General features: G+C 63.0%; 15 protein-coding genes. 12 read left to right on the top strand and 3 right to left on the bottom strand.

All coding sequences use genetic code 11. The annotated features are described in order from the left end of the window. The first annotated feature begins 46 nt into the window (after positions 1-46). The 12 genes from ACSBPU_RS09505 to ACSBPU_RS09450 all read left to right on the top strand — a co-directional run bounded on the left by ACSBPU_RS09505 (position 47) and on the right by ACSBPU_RS09450 (position 14305). Positions 47-1705, top strand: a complete 1659-nt coding sequence (locus tag ACSBPU_RS09505) for an ABC transporter substrate-binding protein (protein ID WP_442597568.1) — start codon at positions 47-49, stop codon at positions 1703-1705. Then, positions 1705-2769 carry an ABC transporter ATP-binding protein gene (locus tag ACSBPU_RS09500; RefSeq protein ID WP_442597566.1) on the top strand — a complete coding sequence of 355 codons (1065 nt, stop codon included), beginning with the start codon at positions 1705-1707 and terminating at the stop codon, positions 2767-2769. Before ACSBPU_RS09505 ends, ACSBPU_RS09500 begins: the two co-directional genes overlap by 1 nt. Further along, the gene (locus tag ACSBPU_RS09495; RefSeq protein WP_442597564.1) at positions 2766-3746 is read left to right on the top strand and encodes an ABC transporter ATP-binding protein; all 981 of its coding nucleotides are present in this window, start codon (positions 2766-2768) and stop codon (positions 3744-3746) included. Before ACSBPU_RS09500 ends, ACSBPU_RS09495 begins: the two co-directional genes overlap by 4 nt. A gap of 4 nt (positions 3747-3750) precedes the next feature. Beyond that, entirely contained in the window at positions 3751-4686 is a 936-nt protein-coding gene (locus ACSBPU_RS09490) for an ABC transporter permease (RefSeq protein WP_442597562.1), read from the top strand. After that, entirely contained in the window at positions 4683-5651 is a 969-nt protein-coding gene (locus ACSBPU_RS09485; protein WP_442597560.1) for an ABC transporter permease, read from the top strand. The genes ACSBPU_RS09490 and ACSBPU_RS09485 overlap by 4 nt, the downstream gene beginning before the upstream one ends. A 22-nt stretch (positions 5652-5673) precedes the next feature. Then, entirely contained in the window at positions 5674-7245 is a 1572-nt protein-coding gene (locus ACSBPU_RS09480) for an alkaline phosphatase family protein (protein WP_442597558.1), read from the top strand. Then, the gene (locus ACSBPU_RS09475) at positions 7238-7933 is read left to right on the top strand and encodes an HAD family hydrolase (protein ID WP_442597556.1); all 696 of its coding nucleotides are present in this window, start codon (positions 7238-7240) and stop codon (positions 7931-7933) included. Before ACSBPU_RS09480 ends, ACSBPU_RS09475 begins: the two co-directional genes overlap by 8 nt. Before the next feature lie 287 nt (positions 7934-8220). Continuing rightward, on the top strand, positions 8221-9423 hold the full coding sequence (gene dapC, locus ACSBPU_RS09470; RefSeq protein ID WP_442597554.1) for a succinyldiaminopimelate transaminase: 1203 nt from the start codon (positions 8221-8223) through the stop codon (positions 9421-9423). Positions 9424-9510: 87 nt separating this feature from the next. After that, the gene (dapD, locus tag ACSBPU_RS09465) at positions 9511-10332 is read left to right on the top strand and encodes a 2,3,4,5-tetrahydropyridine-2,6-dicarboxylate N-succinyltransferase (RefSeq protein ID WP_180070646.1); all 822 of its coding nucleotides are present in this window, start codon (positions 9511-9513) and stop codon (positions 10330-10332) included. Beyond that, positions 10332-11477 carry a succinyl-diaminopimelate desuccinylase gene (gene dapE / locus ACSBPU_RS09460; protein WP_442597552.1) on the top strand — a complete coding sequence of 382 codons (1146 nt, stop codon included), beginning with the start codon at positions 10332-10334 and terminating at the stop codon, positions 11475-11477. Before dapD ends, dapE begins: the two co-directional genes overlap by 1 nt. Before the next feature lie 9 nt (positions 11478-11486). Next, positions 11487-12383 (top strand): 50S ribosomal protein L3 N(5)-glutamine methyltransferase, encoded by an 897-nt coding sequence (gene prmB / locus ACSBPU_RS09455; protein ID WP_442597550.1) that lies wholly within the window; start codon positions 11487-11489, stop codon positions 12381-12383. After that, positions 12380-14305, top strand: coding sequence for an ABC-F family ATP-binding cassette domain-containing protein (locus tag ACSBPU_RS09450; protein WP_442597548.1), 1926 nt, complete (start codon positions 12380-12382; stop codon positions 14303-14305). Before prmB ends, ACSBPU_RS09450 begins: the two co-directional genes overlap by 4 nt. 184 nt (positions 14306-14489) lie before the next feature. Here ACSBPU_RS09450 and ACSBPU_RS09445 read toward each other — a convergent pair whose 3' ends face one another. The 3 genes from ACSBPU_RS09445 to ACSBPU_RS09435 all read right to left on the bottom strand — a co-directional run bounded on the left by ACSBPU_RS09445 (position 14490) and on the right by ACSBPU_RS09435 (position 18404). Then, positions 14490-14639 (bottom strand): hypothetical protein, encoded by a 150-nt coding sequence (locus ACSBPU_RS09445; RefSeq protein ID WP_442597546.1) that lies wholly within the window; start codon positions 14637-14639, stop codon positions 14490-14492. A 274-nt stretch (positions 14640-14913) separates the two neighbouring features. Then, positions 14914-17193: a UvrD-helicase domain-containing protein gene (locus ACSBPU_RS09440; protein ID WP_442597544.1), complete on the bottom strand. Its 2280-nt coding sequence runs from the start codon at positions 17191-17193 to the stop codon at positions 14914-14916. Then, positions 17190-18404 carry a DesA family fatty acid desaturase gene (locus ACSBPU_RS09435; protein WP_442597542.1) on the bottom strand — a complete coding sequence of 405 codons (1215 nt, stop codon included), beginning with the start codon at positions 18402-18404 and terminating at the stop codon, positions 17190-17192. Before ACSBPU_RS09435 ends, ACSBPU_RS09440 begins: the two co-directional genes overlap by 4 nt. Positions 18405-18456: the final 52 nt, after the last annotated feature.

Below are 18456 nucleotides of genomic sequence, written 5' to 3'. Positions count from 1 at the left end.
TCTTCAAACCGGCGCCGCCCTCGCGGCGCAATCCAGGAAGCAAACAATGAAGCTAAGCCGCCGCGAAATGCTGGGCCTGACGGCCAGCCTGCTCACTACCTCCCTCGTCTCTCCCGCCTGGGCCCAAGCCGGCAGGAGCGCCGGCGGGAAGCGGATATGCCGCATCGCTGCTTCGGCGCTCAGCAACAACGGCACATTGGCGACCCTGCGCGAGCAGAGCAACGTCGGCCGCCGCATTCTGCCCTCCATACTCGAACCCGTCATTGCCACCGACGTGCTGGGCGACCTCAGCCCGCAACCCGGCCTGGCCGAATCGTGGAAGCGAGTCAACGACCGCGTGCTGGAAGTCAAGCTGCGGCGGGGCGTGATCTTTCACAATGGCGATGAAATGACGGCCGAGGACCTTGCCTTCAGTTTCGGGCCCGAAGTCATGTTCGGCGACACCCAGCCCAACCGCGGCGACGGCGCCAAGACCATACGCACCGACTCCAGCGATGCCGGCAAAGCCCGCGGCACCCAGTGCCCGCCGGAAGTCGCCGCTGTCGGCAGGCGGTTGTGGCCGTCGCTGGAAGAGGTCAAGGTCATCGACAAATACACGGTCCATTTCGTGAATGCCATTCCCGACCCGACCCTGGAAGGCCGCCTGACCCGCATGGGCTGCGACGTGATCAGCAAGCGCCACTATCAGGAAGCCGGCGACTGGCAGGCCTGGGCGGCAGCGCCCGCGGGCACCGGACCCTACAAGGTCAAAGAATACAAGAAAGACCAGTACTTGATACTCGAACGGCATGAGCAGTATTGGGGCGGACCGCCGGAGCTGGACGAAGTGCATTTCTTCGACGTTCCCGAGCTGGCATCGCGCATCAACGGCATGCTGGCCGGCGAGTATGACTTCGCCACCGATATTCCCACTGATCAGGTCAAGACCGTGGAAGCGTCGGGCAAGCTGGAGTTCGTGGGCGGGCCGATCATCAATCACCAGATCACCTGCTTCGACAAACAGCATCCCGCACTGAAGGACCCGCGCGTACGCCTGGCCATGTCGCACGCCATCGACCGGCAGACCATCGTCGACATGATGTGGGACGGCCGCACGGTGGTACCCAAAGGCTTGCAGTTCGAGTTCTACGGCCCCATGCTGATCGCCGAGCACAATGCGCCGGCCTACGATCCCGAAAAGGCGAAGCAACTGCTCAAGGAGGCCGGCTACAAGGGCGAGACCATTCCCTACCGTGTACTGAACAACTACTACACGGGCCAGGTTCAGAAGGCTCAGATCATGACCGAGATGTGGCGCGCCGTAGGCCTGAACGTGGTGATACAGATGGTGGAGAACTGGTCCCAGATCTATGACCCGTCCAGTCCCCGCGGCATCCGCGACTGGTCGAACTCCGCGGGCTTCAACGACCCGGTCAGCTCGCTGGTGCAGCAGCATGGTCCCAATGGCCAGCAACAGCAGAAAGGCGAATGGACCAATGAAGAGTTCAACCGCTTGTCGTCGGTCCTGGAGAATTCAACGGATCCCGCAGAGCGCAAGCTCAGCTTCGCCCGCATGCTGGAGATCGCCGAATACGAGGATCCCGCCTACATGGTGGTCCACCAGACCGCCGCGTTCTACGCCAAGCGCAAGGACATACAGTGGAAATGGTCTCCGACCTTCTACATGGACTTCCGCAAAGGCAACACCGTGCAGGTTAAAGCTTGATGGAAGCCACCCTCACCCCGTTCGTCGCGCAAGACGGCTGGCAGCCGCCTCGTACGGCCAGCCGGCATTTGAGCGCACCTGCCGCGGCATTGCGGCAAGATGAGCGGCCGCTGCTGAGCATACGTGGGCTCAAGGTGGCCTTCGACAACGGCACGCATCTGGTTCCCGTGCTGCATGGCGTCGATATGGACCTGCGGCGCGGGGAGACGCTGGGCGTGGTCGGCGAATCCGGTTGCGGAAAAAGCGTCACATGGATGGCCGTCATGCAACTGCTGGGCCGGCGCGGACGCATCGCCGGCAAGATCCTGCTGAACGGCGAAGACATTGCCGGACTATCGCAGCACGCCATGACGCGCATACGCGGCCGGCGCATCGCGATGATTTTCCAGGATCCATCCTCAAGCCTGAATCCGGTCAAGACCATAGGCAAGCAATTGATGGAAGCGGTCACGCTGCATCACGGCCTGAAAGGCGAAGCGGCGCGCGCCGAATCCGTCCGCCTGCTGGATCGCGTCCGCATCCCCAGCGCCGCGCAACGCATGCGGGCCTGGCCCCATGAGCTGTCGGGAGGCATGAACCAGCGGGTCATGATCGCCATGGCTCTCGCGGGTCAGCCCGAATTGCTGGTGGCCGACGAACCGACGACCGCCCTGGACGTGACCATCCAGGCGCAGATCCTGGACCTGCTGCAGGAGCTGCAGCGTGACACCGGAATGGGCCTGGTGCTCATTTCCCATGATCTCGGCGTCATCGCGCAGGTGTGCGACCGCGTCATGGTCATGTATGCGGGGCGCGTCGTGGAGAAAGCGCCCTCGGCAACTCTGTTCGAGCAGGCGCAGCATCCTTATACGCGAGGACTGATCGGCGCGCTCCCGGACCTTGAGGGACCCATAAAGCGTCTCGAGGCCATCCCCGGGTCCGTGCCATCTCCGATGGCCATGCCGGCGGGCTGTGGCTTCTCTCCCCGCTGCCCTCATCGCTCCGAGCGTTGCGAACGGGAGCTTCCTCCTCTCGTCGCCATCCGGAACGATCACCTGACCGCCTGCTGGGGAGAGCATCCATGAGCGCGCCCCTGCTGGAAGTCAGCTCGCTGGCGCGCCACTACCGCGTGCGGCCGCAGCGCAACCTGTTCGCGCGATCCCTGACCCTGAAGGCGGTCAGCGACGTATCCTTTGCCATCCAGGCGGGCAAGACGCTGGGCCTGGTGGGCGAATCCGGCTGCGGCAAGTCGACCACCGCCCGGCTCAGCCTGGGCCTCACACCCGCCACCGCCGGACAGATCCGCTTTGACGGCGAACCACTGTCCGGGCGCCGCAACGCACGCTGGCGCGAGATGCGCAGGCACATGCAGATGGTGTACCAGGATCCCCTGAGCGTGCTCGACAAGCGCCTGCCGGTGCTGTCCCAGGTTGTCGAGCCGCTGGATGTCTTCTCCGTGGGGAAGACAGCGGAGCGCAAGGATCGCGCACGCGGCATGCTGAACGAAGTCGGCCTGAACCAGGCGCTCTGGAACCGCTACCCGCATGAGCTTTCTGGCGGGCAACGGCAGCGCGTGGTCCTGGCTCGCGCACTCATTCTGCAGCCCAGGCTGCTCGTCTGCGACGAACCCATCTCCGCGCTGGACGTATCCATCCAGGCTCAAGTCATCAATCTGCTGCAGGACCTGCAACAGCAGCATGACCTGGGCATGCTGTTCATCAGCCACGACCTGAAGGTCGTCCGGCAGATCTGCGATGAAGTGGCCGTCATGTACCTGGGCCGCATCGTCGAACAGGGCAAGCCTCAAGACTTGTTCGCCAATCCGGCGCATCCCTATACCCAGGCGCTGGTCTCGGCCATTCCCAGCCTGGCCCGGGGCAAAGGCCACAAGCGCATTTTGCTGGAGGGCGATCCGCCCAATCCCATCGACATGCCTTCGGGCTGCGCCTTCCATCCGCGCTGTCCGCAAGCGACCGCCAGCTGCCGCGAGCTGGTGCCGCCGCTGCAGACCTTGAGCGGAGGCCGCAAGGCGGCTTGCCTGCGTCTATCACCCAATACCTGAAACCATGTTCCATTATTTTTCCGTACGCATAGGAAGACTGCTCATCACGCTATTCCTGGTGCTGAGCTTCGCCTTCGTGATCCTGCGCATGTCGGGCGACCCCGCCCTGATCATCATGTCGCCCGATGCGCCGCCCGAGGCCATCGAAGCCTTCCGCAAAGCCTGGGGGCTCGATGCTCCGCTCTGGCAGCAGTATGTCGGCTATCTCGTCAACCTCATCCAGGGCAACTTCGGCGTCTCCATGAAAGACGGCGCGCCCGCCATGCAGACCGTGCTGGAACGCATTCCGGCCACGCTGGCCATCACGGTTCCTGCGCTGATCCTGCAGTTGCTGATCGGCGTGCCGGCCGGCGTGTACGCCGCCTTGCATCACAACTCGCGCATCGACCGGTTTCTCATGGGCTTTTCCATTGCGGGACACACCTGCCCGAGCTTCGTCCTGGCCCTGCTGCTGGTCATGATGTTCTCCGTGAGCCTGGGCTGGCTGCCGACGGGCGGCTATGGCAGCATCCAGCATGCATTGCTGCCCATCCTGACCCTGTCGCTGGGCGGTGCCGCGGTGCTGGCGCGCTTTACCCGCTCGGCGATGGTGGAAGTAATGGGCCAGCCGTATATCCGTGCGGCCCTTTCCAAGGGGCTGAGCTGGCGGCAGGTGGTGTTCCACCATGCGCTGCCCAATGCCGCCATTCCCACCGTTACGCTGATCGGAATGATGGTGGGCGGCCTGATCGCGGGCGCAGTCGTGGTGGAGAGCGTCTTCTCCTGGCCGGGCGAAGGACGCCTGCTGGTGACGTCCGTCGCCAGCCGCGACTTGTCGGTGGTGCAGGCCATCCTGCTGGTCGTCGCCGCTTGCATGGTCGTCGCCAATCTGGTCGTCGACGCACTCTACGTCATTCTGGATCCCCGCTTGCGGGCGGGCCATCGCGGAGCACAGGCATGAGTATCGTTCAAGGGGTCAGACCCCATTCGGGGTCTGACCCCGCCATCCAACATAAAGGGGTCGGACCCCGTACGGGGTCTGACCCCAACCGACGAACGGCATCTCCGCTACAGCGATCGCGCAGCAATAGGCAAGCCTTCCTCAAGTCCTGGCCGCCGCTGGTGCTGCTGGGCTTGGCCTGGCTGCTGGCCATGGTGGTCGTCGCCTTGCTGGCGCAATGGCTCATGCCTTACGGATTCAGCCAGATCGACCTGCGCGCCCGCCTCCAGCCGCCCGTCTTCTTCGGCGGCACGTGGAGCCACGTGCTGGGCACCGACGAGCTGGGCCGCGACGTCCTGTCGCGCGTCATCTCGGCCATCCAGATCAGTCTATTGATCGCCTTCGCCTCGACGGCCATCTCCACCGTCCTGGGCGTGCTGCTGGGCATGCTGGCTGCGCATTTCCGGGGGTGGGTCGAAAACCTGGTTCTGGTGCTGATCGATTTCCAGGCGTCGATGCCCTTCATGATCATCGCGCTGGCGGTGCTCGCCTTCTTCGGCAACTCCCTGCCGCTGTTCATCGCCTTGATGGGATTCTACGGCTGGGAAAGGGCCGCCCGCGTCGCACGCAGCCTTACCATCACCGCGAACGAGCAGGGCTATGCCGCGGCAGCGCACGAGCTGGGCGCATCCGCCGGGCGCGTATACGGCCGGCATGTGCTGCCCAACATCGCAAGCACCATCATCGTCAACATCACGGTGACTTTTCCAGGCGTCGTGCTCCTGGAGTCCGGGCTGTCTTTCCTTGGGCTTGGCGTGCAGCCTCCCATGGCCAGCCTGGGCAACATGGTGGGATACGGCCGCGAATACCTGCAATCGGCTCCCTGGATACTGCTGTGCCCCAGCTTCGTCATCGTCATAACCACCTTTTCAATGAGCCTGGTCGGAGACTGGCTGCGCGACCGTCTCGACCCGTCTGTCAGTTAAGCCAGTGAATCAAGGAAGCATCATGAAGTCCAAGAAGAATGTGCTGTTGATCGTTGTCGATCAGTGGCGCGGCGATACCCTGCCCATGCTGGGCCATCATATACAGCTGCCCAACGTGTCAGGCCTGGCGGACGAAGGCGTGACCTTCGCCCATCACTACACGCAGGCGGTGCCCTGCGGACCCGGCCGGGCCAGCCTGCTGACCGGCATGTACATGATGAACCACCGGGCGGCGCAGAACACCATTCCCCTCGATGCGCGCCATACCAATATCGCCTGGGAATCGCGAAAAGGCGGCTATGAGCCCGCCCTGGTCGGCTATACCACGACCACGCCGGACCCGCGCTACACCGACCATAAGGATCCCCGCTTCCGCGTGCTGGGCGGCGAAATGGACGGCTGGAAGCTGGTGGGGTCGTGGGGCCTGAAAATGGAATCCTACTTCGCCTGGGCCTCGCGCAACTGGTCGGGCATGCCTGCCACGCCGGAGGACATGTGGCTGCCGCGCGATGCCGCACCCGACGAGATCGGCGCGGCGGCCAGCCCCTCCGTCGTGCCCGCGGAATACTCCGACTCGTCGTTCTTCACGGAAAAGGCACTGGAGTATCTGCACGGCGCGCGGCACAAGCCATGGTTTCTGCACCTGGGCTATTACCGGCCTCATCCTCCGTTCATCGCGCCCGAGCCCTGGAATGCCATGTACGACCCCAAGGACAGCCCGCCCCCCGTGCGCGCAGACAGTGCCGAGGAGGAAGCCGCCCAGCATCCTTTGCTGGACTATTACGTGCAAACGGTCGGCCGCGAAAAGTTCTTCCGGCATGGCCGGGGCTTGGCCAGCAGCATGTCGATCGATGAAGTCAAGCAGATGCGTGCAACCTACTATGGCCTGATGAGCGAGGTCGATGCCCAGCTGGGCCGCGTCTTCGATTTCCTGAAGCAGACCGGGCAATGGGACGATACCCTCATCATCTTCACCAGCGACCATGCCGAGCAGCTCGGCGACCACTATATGCTCGGCAAGATCGGCTACTTCGATCAAAGCTACCACATCCCCATGATTATCCGCGATCCCCGCCCGGAGGCTGACGGCAGCCGGGGCATGATCGTGCGCGACTTCACGGAAACCATCGACACCATGCCCACCATCCTGGAATGGATGGGCCTGCCGGTTCCACGCAACTGCGACGGCGCATCGCTGCTGCCCTTCCTGCCGCAGGGCAAGACACCAGAGGGATGGCGCACGGAAGTGCATTACGAGTTCGACTTCCGGAACCTGTTCTTTGGGGGCAAGTCCCCCACGGGGGCCGATCCCTATCCCCTGCCCGAAGAGCACATGGGCACGGGCCTGGACGACAGTTCCCTGGCGGTCATCCAGGACCACGACTACAAGTATGTCCACTTCACCAATGCCCCACCCCTGTTCTTCGACCTGAATGCCGATCCGGCCCAATTGAGCAACCTGGCCGGCGATCCCGCCTATCAGCCGGTCATGCTAAGGTATGCCCAGAAAATGCTGTCGTGGCGCATGCGCTACATGGAGCGCACCCTGACCGGCTATGCCGCCACCCCTGAAGGACTTTTGAAACGTGCGTGAAGCAATGGAACAAGCGATCAACCTGCATCCAATACTCATGGAAAACGACGTGCGCGGCCTGGTGTTCGACCTGGACGGCACACTCATCGACAGCGCCGCGGACATCCTGCACGGCATGCGCCTGACGTTTCATCAGGCTGGCCTGGGGCTGCTTCCCGACGACTACTTCCCCAGCGACCTGCATGGCACAGGCGAAGGCATCATGCGCTCCATCGCGTCCGACATGGGCTGGACGATGCCCACCGACCTCACGCCCTTGCGGGCACGCTATGTCGAAAACTATGCCGCCATGGGCCATCGCAACACCCGGCTCTACGCCGGAGCGCAAGACGTGCTGAACGCCTGCCGCGACGCATCGCTACCCATGGCGATCTGCACGAACAAGCTTCATGCCAGCGCGCTCACGGCCACCCGCAAGGTCAGCATCGACACGCACTTCAACTTCATCAGCGGCGCCGACACCTGGTCGGCGGCCAAGCCCTCGCCCATACCGCTGCTTGAAACGATACGCATGCTGGGGCTGCGGCCGGACCAATGCCTGTACTTCGGAGACACATCCGTGGACGCCGACTGCGCACGCCAGGCCGGCGTCCGCTTCGTCCTGCATCAATCGGGGTACGGCGATCAAGCGCTCAAAAGCATGTCGCAGCATTTCGCTTTCCGGAATTGGAGCGAACTGCTGGGATGATCGGGCTGGTCCATGGGGTCGGACCCCGTACGGGGTCCGACCTCTCGAAACGCATGGCAAGGGGTCAGACCCTATAGGGTCTGACCCCCAACAAAACGAGCTAAGGGCCGGGGTCAGACCCCACACGGGGTCTGACCCCGTAGCGCAAGTGCATCGTTTTCTGTAAAATTATCCGTTCGTTCGCAAACGCAGAACTCGCGCGGATGTGAAGTTCACCTTCGCTCCAAACACTTGTTTTTTCCGTATGGGCGGGCGCAATGCTGGCCATCCACCCTCGGTACAAAAACATGAATCCCCAACTCGGCGCGCTCCATCCCTACCCCTTCGAAAAGCTCAGAAACCTGCTGGCGCAGGCCGGCTCCCCCGCAGCCTCGCTCAAACCCATCAACATGTCGATCGGCGAGCCCAAGCACGAGACGCCGGGCTTCATTGCGCAAGCCATGCAGGACGCCATGGGCGGCCTGGCCGTCTATCCGCCAACGAAGGGCGACGCCGCCTTGCGCGGTGCCATTGCCGACTGGATCTCAAACCGCTACGGCATTGCGCGGCCCGACCCGGAAACCCAGGTGCTGCCGGCCCTGGGCTCGCGCGAGGCGCTTTTCGCCTTCGCCCAGACCGTCGTCGACCCGGATGCCGGGGCCTATGTCGTATGCCCCAATCCCTTTTACCAAATCTACGAAGGCGCGGCCCTGCTTGCCGGCGCACAGCCGTATTTCATCAACGCCCAGCCTGAACTGAACTTCGGCTATGACTGGCGATCGGTGGACGACGCGGTCTGGCAAAAGACACAATTGCTATTCATCTGCTCGCCCGCCAATCCCTCCGGCAGCGTGCTCAAGCTGGAAGACTGGAAAACCCTGTTCGACCTGTCTGACCGGCATGGCTTCGCCATCGCCGCCGACGAATGCTATTCAGAGATCTATTTCAACGAGCGGGACAAGCCCCTGGGCAGCCTGCAGGCTGCCGCCCTGCTTGGACGCCACGATTATCGTCGACTGATCAGTTTTTCGAGCCTGTCCAAGCGCTCCAACGTACCGGGCCTGCGTTCGGGCTTCGTCGCGGGCGATGCGGAACTCATCCGCGCCTTCCTGCTGTACCGCACCTACCATGGCAGCGCCATCAGCCCCGTCGTGTCCGCCGCCAGCATCGCGGCCTGGCGTGATGAGGCGCACGTGGTCGAGAACCGCCGCCTCTACCGCCAGAAATTCGAAGCCGTGGTCCCCATACTGGAACCCGTTCTGGGTGCGAGCTGGCCGGATGCCTCGTTCTACCTTTGGGCCGGCACGCCCTACGATGACGCCCAGTTCACCCGTGATCTGTACCGCGAGACCGGCGTCACCGTGCTGCCGGGCAGCTATCTTGCCCGGGAAGCGCACGGGGTGAACCCTGGCGCCAGCCGGATCCGCATCGCCTTGGTCGCACCATTGGAAGACTGCATCGAGGCCGCTGACCGGATTGCCGGCTTCGTACGACAACGCGCGTCGGAATAGCGCTCGCCTGCTTCCGTTCCCCGGATCACAGTGGCGAGACTACCGGGAGGACATCCCCGTCTCGCATCACCACGAAGTATTACGCCTATGACCAAAGAACTGCAAAGCATCGTTGAAAGCGCCTGGGACATCCGCGCCGAAATCTCTCCCTCGTCCGAATACGCGCCCTTGCGCGACGCGATCCAGGAAACCCTGGCCGGGCTCGACGCCGGCCATTTGCGTGTCGCCGAAAAAATCGGTTCCGAATGGCAAGTCCATCAATGGATCAAGAAAGCGGTTCTGCTTTCCTTCCGGCTGGAAGACAATCGTGTGATGGGCAACGGCCCGATGCGCTTCTATGACAAGGTTTCCACCAAGTTCGAATCCTACGACGCCCAGGATTTCGCCCAAGGCGGCTTCCGCGTCGTGCCGCCGGCGGTCGCCCGCCGCGGCAGCTACATCGCCCGCAATGTGGTGCTGATGCCTTCCTACGTGAACGTCGGCGCCTATGTGGATGAAGGCGCCATGATCGATACCTGGGCGACGGTCGGTTCCTGCGCGCAGATCGGCAAGAACGTGCACCTGTCCGGCGGCGTGGGCATAGGCGGCGTACTCGAACCCCTGCAAGCCAATCCCACCATCATCGAGGACAACTGCTTCATCGGTGCGCGCTCCGAGGTCGTGGAAGGCGTCATCGTGGAAGAAAACTCCGTACTCGCGATGGGCGTCTTCATTTCCCAGAGCACACGCATCTATGACCGCGCGACGGGCCGGATCACCTATGGCCGCGTGCCGTCCGGCTCGGTGGTCGTGCCGGGCTCGCTGCCGGCCGAGGACGGCTCGCACAGCCTTGCCTGCGCCGTCATCGTGAAGCGCGTGGACGCGCAAACCCGCTCCAAGACAAGCATCAACGATTTGCTGAGGGCCTGATGCCGGAATCCGCCGTCCTGTCGCTGACCCGCGACCTCATTTCCAGACCGTCCGTCACGCCGGAGGACTACGGATGCCAGCAGTTGCTGGCATCGCGCCTGATTCCTGCCGGCTTCAAATGCGAGCATCTCGTTTACGGCGACGTGATCAATCTATGGGCCAGGCGCGGCAACGACGGTCCGCTGCTGGTGTTCGCGGGCCATACTGACGTGGTGCCCACGGGGCCCTTGGACCAGTGGACCAGCGACCCTTTCTCACCCACCGAGCGCGCGGGCAATCTGTACGGCCGTGGGGCGGCCGACATGAAAAGCTCCATCGCCGCCTTCGTGGTGGCCGCCGAGGAATTCGTCGCCGCCCATCCTGGCCACGCCGGCTCGATCGCGCTGCTGATCACTTCCGACGAAGAAGGGCCGTCCGTCAACGGCACCGTCAAGGTCTGCGAACGGCTTGCGGCACGCGGCGAGCGTCCGGACTACTGCATCGTGGGCGAACCGACCTCGGTGAACGCGCTGGGCGACACGGTGAAGAACGGCCGCCGCGGATCGCTGTCGGGACGGCTCACCATCAAAGGCAAGCAGGGACACGTGGCCTACCCGCAGCTTGCCCGCAACCCCATACATCTGCTCGCGCCCGCCCTGGTCGATCTCACGGGCGAATCCTGGGACGAGGGAAACGAATACTTCCCGCCCACCACGTTCCAGGTATCCAACCTGCACTCGGGAACAGGCGCGACCAACGTCGTTCCGGGCACGGCCGTCCTGGATTTCAACTTCCGCTTTTCGACGGCCAGCACGCCGGACTCGCTCAAGCAGCGCGTCGCGAACATACTCGCATCGCATCAACTGGACTATGATCTGGGCTGGACGTTGGGCGGGGAGCCGTTCCTCACACCCGTGGGGGAACTGAGCGCAGCCATCAGCCAGGCCATCCTGACAGAGACGGGTGTCGCCACCGAGCTTTCCACCACCGGGGGCACATCCGACGGGCGCTTCATCGCCAAGATCTGCCCGCAAGTGGTAGAGTTCGGTCCCATCAACGCCAGTATCCATCAAGTCAATGAGCACATACGGCTGGATACGCTTGAACCGCTGAAGAATATTTATCGCCGGACACTGGAGAACCTGCTGCTCCCCGGCAACGCATAGGAAAACCGAATGCACGCATCCGCCCGCCACGAACTATTCACCCTGCGAGACCTGCTGCGCTATGCCGTTAGCCGGTTCAACGCCTCGGGCCTCGTTTTCGGGCACGGCAGCGACAATGCCTGGGACGAGGCGGCCTATCTGCTGCTGCATACGCTGAACCTCCCGCTGGACCAGCTCGATCCCTTTCTCGACGCACGCGTCGTTCCCGAAGAGCGCGCTGCGTTCCTCGATCTCATCGAGCGCCGCATCCACGAGCGCAAGCCCGCCGCCTACCTGACCGGCGAAGCCTGGCTGCAGGGCCATCGTTTCGTGGTCGACGAGCGTGTGATCATTCCCCGCTCGCCCATATCCGAGCTTCTGGCCAATGGCCTCAGTCCCTGGATCAGCAATCCCGACGACATCGACTATGCGCTGGATATCTGCACCGGCTCGGGCTGCCTGGCGATACTGGCCGCGCTGGCTTTCCCGAATGCGCAGGTCGATGCCGTTGACATCTCGCCCGACGCACTGGAAGTGGCGAACCGGAACATCGACGACTACAAGCTGGACGGACGCGTCAGCACTTATTGCAGCGACCTGCTGGACCAGCTGCCGCACTGCGAGTACCAGCTGATTCTCTGCAATCCGCCCTACGTCAACCGCCAGTCGATGGCGAGCCTGCCGCGCGAATATCTTCACGAACCCGAGCTCGCCCTGGCGGGCGGGGAAGACGGCATGGACCTGGTCCGCCGCCTGCTGGGCCAGGTACCCGACTTTCTCGCGCCGGACGGCATCTTCGTTCTTGAAATCGGCAACGAATATCAGAATTTCATGGCGGCGTTCCCGGATCTGGACCCCATCTGGCTGAGCACCGAGAACACCGAAGATCAGATCCTCTTGTTGACCAGGGAACAGTTGGCCCCGTGATACGCGCTACCGGTTTGACTCTGCGCCGCGGCACCAAAGTGCTGCTGGACAATACGGATTTCGTGGTGAACCCGGGAGAGCGGGTGGGCATCGTGGGAAAGAACGGCGCCGGAAAATCGACGCTGTTCGCTTTGCTCCAGGGCCGGCTGGATGCCGACGCCGGCAGTTTGCAGATTCCGGCCTCCTGGCGCATCGCCAGCGTGGAACAGGAAATCAGCGACAGCAGCATGCCCGCGCGCGAGTTCGTCATCGATGGCGACACGCAGTTGCGAGCCCTGCAGGCCGAACGGGCCGCCACGCCCGACAGCAACGGGCATCGCATCGCCGAACTGGAATCCGCTTTGGTCGAGGCGGATGCCTGGAGCGCACCCTCCCGGGCCGAGCAGCTGCTTGCCGGCCTGGGCTTCGCGCCGGATGAATGGATGAGCCCCGTGAAGAGCTTTTCAGGGGGCTGGCAGATGCGGCTCGCTCTGGCGCGGGCGCTCATGGCGCCGTCCGAGCTGCTGCTGCTGGACGAGCCGACCAACCACCTGGACCTGGATGCCATGCTCTGGCTCGAGCGCTGGCTGGCGGCCTACCAGGGCACCGTCATGCTGATTTCGCACGACACCGAGTTCCTGGACGCCGTCGCGAAGGTCATCCTGCACTTCGACCACGCCAAGCTGGTTCGCTACCGTGGCGGCTACGAAGACTTCCTAAGCCAGCGCGCCGAACGCCTGCGCCAGACCCAGATCGCCTGGGACAGGCAGACACGCGAAGCCGCGCGGCTGCAAAGCTTCATCGATCGCTTCAAGGCGAAGGCCACCAAGGCCAAGCAGGCGCAAAGCCGCGTCAAGGCGCTGGCACGCATGGAAACCCTTGCGCCCTTGCATGCGGAGGCCGGCATCGACATCCGCATCCCCGAGCCCGTCAGCATGCCGGATCCCTTGCTCGTGCTCGATGATGTTTCCACCGGCTACCCGTCGTCGGACGACGGCGGAAAGACGGTCCTGCGAGATGTGCGCCTGATGGTGCGCGGCGGCGCTCGCATCGGCGTGCTGGGCGTGAACGGCGCGGGCAAGAGCACACTGGTGAAGACGCTGGCCGAAGAGCTGCCGACACTCGCCGGCGAGCGCCGCGCCTCCAAGGGCCTGGTCATTGGCTACTTCGCGCAGCACCAGCTGGACATGCTCGACCCCGACTCCACTCCGCTCCAGCACCTGGCCCGGCTGGCGCCTGAAACCCGCGAGCAAGAGCTGCGAAACTACCTGGGCGGCTTCGGCTTCAGCGGCGATACCGTGAACAGCAGGATCGAGCCCATGTCGGGCGGTGAAAAGGCGCGCCTGGCCCTGTCCCTGATCGTATGGCGCAAGCCCAATCTGCTGCTGCTGGACGAGCCGAGCAATCACCTGGATGTGGATACGCGCGAAGCCCTGGCCACCGCGCTGGCCGAATTCCCCGGCAGCGTGCTGCTCGTTTCCCACGACCGCCATTTGCTGCGCACCACGGTGGACGACTTCTGGATCGTCGCGGACGGAAAGGTCACCGAGTTCGACGGCGACCTGGAAGACTATCGGGACTGGCTAGCCGAGCGCAACGCCAATGCACGCAGCGAGGCCCGCCAGGAACAGCAGTCCTCGACCGACGCCCAGGCCGTGGACCGCAAGGCTCAAAGACGGCAGGAAGCGGAAAATCGCCAACGCCTATCGGCGCTGCGCAAGCCCTTGGAGACGCAACTCAAGAAAGTCGAGGCCGATATGGAAAAGGCGGGCAATCGTTTGGCCGCCCTCGACGCCCTCATCGCCGATCCCGGCTTCTATGCCGACGAACGCCGCGACGAAAGACTGAAGGCGCTCGAAGAGCACGGAGATCTGAGCAAAAAGCACGCGCAGCTGGAAGAAAAATGGCTGAGCCTGCAGGAAGAGCTGGAAACTTTGGCTTGATCAGCAAGGGTCAGGGTCAGACCCCATACGGGGTCTGACCCTGTGGCACTTGACTGAGGTCAGACCCATGCAGGGTCTGACCCTGCAGCGCTTGACAGAGGGTCAGACCCCATGCAGGGTCTGACCCTGCGGAGCTTGATTGGGGTCAGACCCCGTATGGGGTCTGACCCCTTCTCTTTCGATCTCAGCCGATATTCGGCAACAGCCTGAATCCACCACTGACGCCCCATTTGTCGATGGGCTCGATCCATATGGCGTTACAGGTGACACATCGGTACTGGCGCTCCTGTGCACCATCGTTGGACGCCGCCTGGCGAACGCCTTGATGCCTCATATTCTGATGCGGGGAACTATTGATTCTGTGACATGGTTCGCAAAGTGACGGAGCGATAGGCTTCTGCATGCAATTGACCTATGGTGTGATGCGGCGTGAAGATTCTACGTCATATTTGGTAATGAAAGGGATATTCAAAGGGGTCAGACCCCGTACGGGGTCTGACCCCAAACCGCTACCGAAGATCATCCCGAACTCGGGGTCTGACCCCAAACCCCTACCGAAGATTATCCTCAGCTTGGGGTCAGACCCCACGTGGGGTCTGACCCCGCCCTTAAAGAATCTCCAGCTTGGCCACACCCAGAGCCAGCGTCTTGGTGCCGACCTCACGAAACTGGATCTGGGCCTGGGCGTCCTGCCCTGAGCCGCTTAGCGCGATCACTGTGCCGTCTCCGAACTTCGCATGGCGCACGCCCGTACCGATGCGGAACTGCCTGTCGCCCACGGTGACGCCGCTGCTGAAGCTGCGGGGCGCCCTGGGAGCGATGCTTTCGCCATCCGAAGCGCCGTAGGATCTGCCGCGGCGGAAGGCGCCGCTCCAGCTGTCCTGGCGGGCCACGTGGGCCGCTTCGCGCGGTGTCAGCCACTTCAGGTGCTCTTCCGGGATTTCGTCCAGGAAGCGGGAGCGCAAGGCATAGCGCGTCTGTCCATGCAGCATCCGGCTCTGCGCCAGGGTAAGGTACAGGCGCTCGCGCGCACGGGTGATGGCCACATACATCAGGCGGCGCTCTTCTTCGAGCCCGGCGGCTTCGAGCAAGCTGTTCTCGTGCGGGAAGAGTCCCTCTTCCACACCGGTGATGAATACTGCGTCGAACTCCAGCCCCTTGGCGGCATGCACCGTCATCAGCTGGACGGCATCCTGCCCGGCCTGTGCCTGGTTGTCGCCCGCTTCCAGCGAGGCGTGCGTCAGGAAGGCGGCGAGCGGAGACATGGCCGCCACGCTTCCCTGCGCATCGGGATCCGCTAGGGATTGAGCCTGGAGCGCGTCGTCGGGAATGCGTCCCGCCGGCAGCCCTTCGAAGTTTTCCTCCGCCACGAAAGCCGCCGCCGCATTGATCAATTCCTGCAGGTTCTCGATGCGGTCTGCGCCCTCGCGATCCTGCTGATAGTGCGCCATGAGGCCGCTATGGTGTATGACATGCTCGATCAGCTCGGGCAGCGAAAGCACCTGTGCCTCGTGGGCCATCTGTTCGATCAGCCCCGCAAACTTGGCAAGATTGGTTCCGCCCTTGCCGGGCATCGTGGGAACGGCGCGGAACAAGCTGGAATTCTGCTGTCGCGCGAGATCGGCAAGCTGCTCGAGCGTGCGCGCCCCGATGCCGCGAGCGGGAAAGTTCACGACCCGCAGCCACGAGGTGTCGTCATGAGGATTGTCCATAAGGCGCAGATAAGCCAGCGCATGCTTGACTTCCTGGCGCTCGAAGAAGCGCAAGCCCCCATAGACCTTGTATGGCACGGCCGCCGAAAACAGAGCATGCTCGATGATGCGGGACTGCGCGTTGCTGCGATAGAGCACGGCAATCTGGCTGCGCAGCCTGCCGTCATTGATCAGCGCCTTGATTTCATCGATGATCCATTGGGCTTCGAGCAGGTCGGACGGCTGCTCCACCACCCGGACCGGCTCGCCCTCGCCCTGCTCCGTCCATAGATTCTTGCCCAGGCGCGCGCTGTTGTGTGCGATGAGGGCGTTGGCCGAATCCAGGATATGGCCGTAGGAGCGGTAGTTCTGCTCCAGGCGGATGACATTGCCGCGGGCATAGTCGCGCTCGAAATCCGACATATTCCCCACGTTCGCACCTCGGAAGGCGTAGATGGACTGATCGTCATCGCCCACCGCGAATACCGCCGCGCCGTCCGCCGCCAGCAAGGTCAGCCACCTATACTGCAGGGTATTGGTATCCTGGAACTCGTCCACCAGGATGTGGCGGAAACGGCGTTGGTAATGCTCGCGTATCGGAGCGTTGCGTTGCAGCAGCTCGTAGGCACGCAACAGAAGCTCGGCAAAATCCACGACGCCTTCGCGCTCGCACTGCTCTTGATAAAGCACGTAGATTTCAATCAAGCGCTTGCGATGTGGATCCCAGGCTTCCAGGTCGCCAGGCCGCTGCCCCTCTTCCTTGGCGCCGTTGATGAAGCGCTGGACATCACGGGGCGGGAATTTATCGTCGTCGATGCCCGCCGCCTTCAACAGCCGCTTGATTGCCGCCAATTGATCCGCGCTATCGAGGATCTGGAAGGTCTGCGACAGTCCGGCGTCTCGATGATGCGCCCGAAGCAAGCGATTGCACAGGCCATGGAAAGTACCCACCCACAAGCCGCGTGTATTGATGGGCAGCAACGCCGAAAGGCGCGTGAGCATCTCGCGCGCCGATTTGTTGGTGAAGGTGACCGCCATCAGGCCGTAGGGGCTGGCCTGGCTGGTTTGTATCAGCCAGGCCATGCGGGTCGTGAGGACCCGGGTCTTGCCGCTACCCGCCCCGGCCAGGACCAGGGCATGTGCGGGAGGGAGGGTGACGGCGGCTTGTTGCTGGGGATTGAGTTTATCCAGCATCATGCCGCGTAGCGGCGCAGACGATAAGCAAACTGCTCGAGCCCTTCAATGCCGCTTTGTTGCGCCCGCTGGCACCATGCCTGCAGGTCGGCCAGAAGCTGTTCGCTGCTGGCGCTGGAGCTTTCCCAGAGCCGTACGAGTTCACGGCGCATTTGCACGAGCGTGGACAGGGACTGGCTTTGGGCGAGCGCGTTGTCGAGCTCGGCGCGCTGCGCGGGCTCGAGCTTGGTGTCGTCGGTACGGCTGACAATGAGCTTGCGAGCACGCTTCAGCATGGTCCAGCCGCAATTGGGATTACCCTGCTTGCGAGTCGGCTTCAGCTTGTTGAGTTCGTCGGCCGCCGCTTTCTTGACCAGGTCGGTATAGCGCGCAAGGATTTCGTAGCGATGCGTGATCACGCCTTGCAGGGTGTCCAGGTCGACCGCATTCTTGGCCGGATCGAGCTTGAGCTTGGGCGCGACGCGGCGCACCGTGGCCAGTCGGAAGAAACGCAGTATGCAGATATAGAACCAGCCGATGTCGAATTCCCACCATTTTGTGGAAAACTTGGCCGAGGTGCCGTGCGCATGGTGGTTGTTGTGGAATTCTTCGCCGCCGATGATGAGGCCGATGGGCATCACGTTGGTGCTGGTGTCGGGACTGGCGTAGTTGCGATAGCCGATGTAATGGCCCAGGCCGTTGACGACGCCGGCTGCCCAGAAGGGAATCCATGCCATCTGCACGGCCCAGACGGTCAGGCCCAGGACGCCGAAGAGCGCCAGGTCGATGACCAGCATGATCATGATGCCCAGCACGCTGTGCTTGGAATACACGTTGCGCTCGAGCCAGTCGTCGGGCGTGCCGTGGCCGAAACGCTTGATGGTTTCAGCGTTGGCGGCCTCATCGCGATAGAGTTCGGCCCCACGGAAAAACACCTTGCCGATGCCGTACACCATGGGCGAGTGCGGATCGCCGTCGCGTTCAACAAATGCGTGGTGCTTGCGGTGTATGGCCACCCATTCCTTCGTGACCATGCCGGTTGTCAGCCACAGCCAAAGGCGGAAGAAGTGCATGACGGCGGGGTGAAGATCCAGTCCCCGGTGGGTTTGGCTGCGATGCAGGAAGATGGTCACCCCTAAAATGGTGATGTGCGTCAGCACCAGCGTGACCAGGACGACTTTCCACCACGAAAGCTGCAGGAAGCCACCCGACAGGAAATTGAGAATTTGATCCATAAACCCTTATAAGGCCTCATGTTAGAACAACAAAAAGTTTAGCCCACTTGGC

Origin of the sequence: Parapusillimonas sp. JC17 (assembly GCF_052180245.1) — a bacterium.
Classification (GTDB): Bacteria; Pseudomonadota; Gammaproteobacteria; order Burkholderiales; family Burkholderiaceae_B; genus Parapusillimonas.
This window is presented reverse-complemented; position numbering and strand designations above follow the sequence as displayed.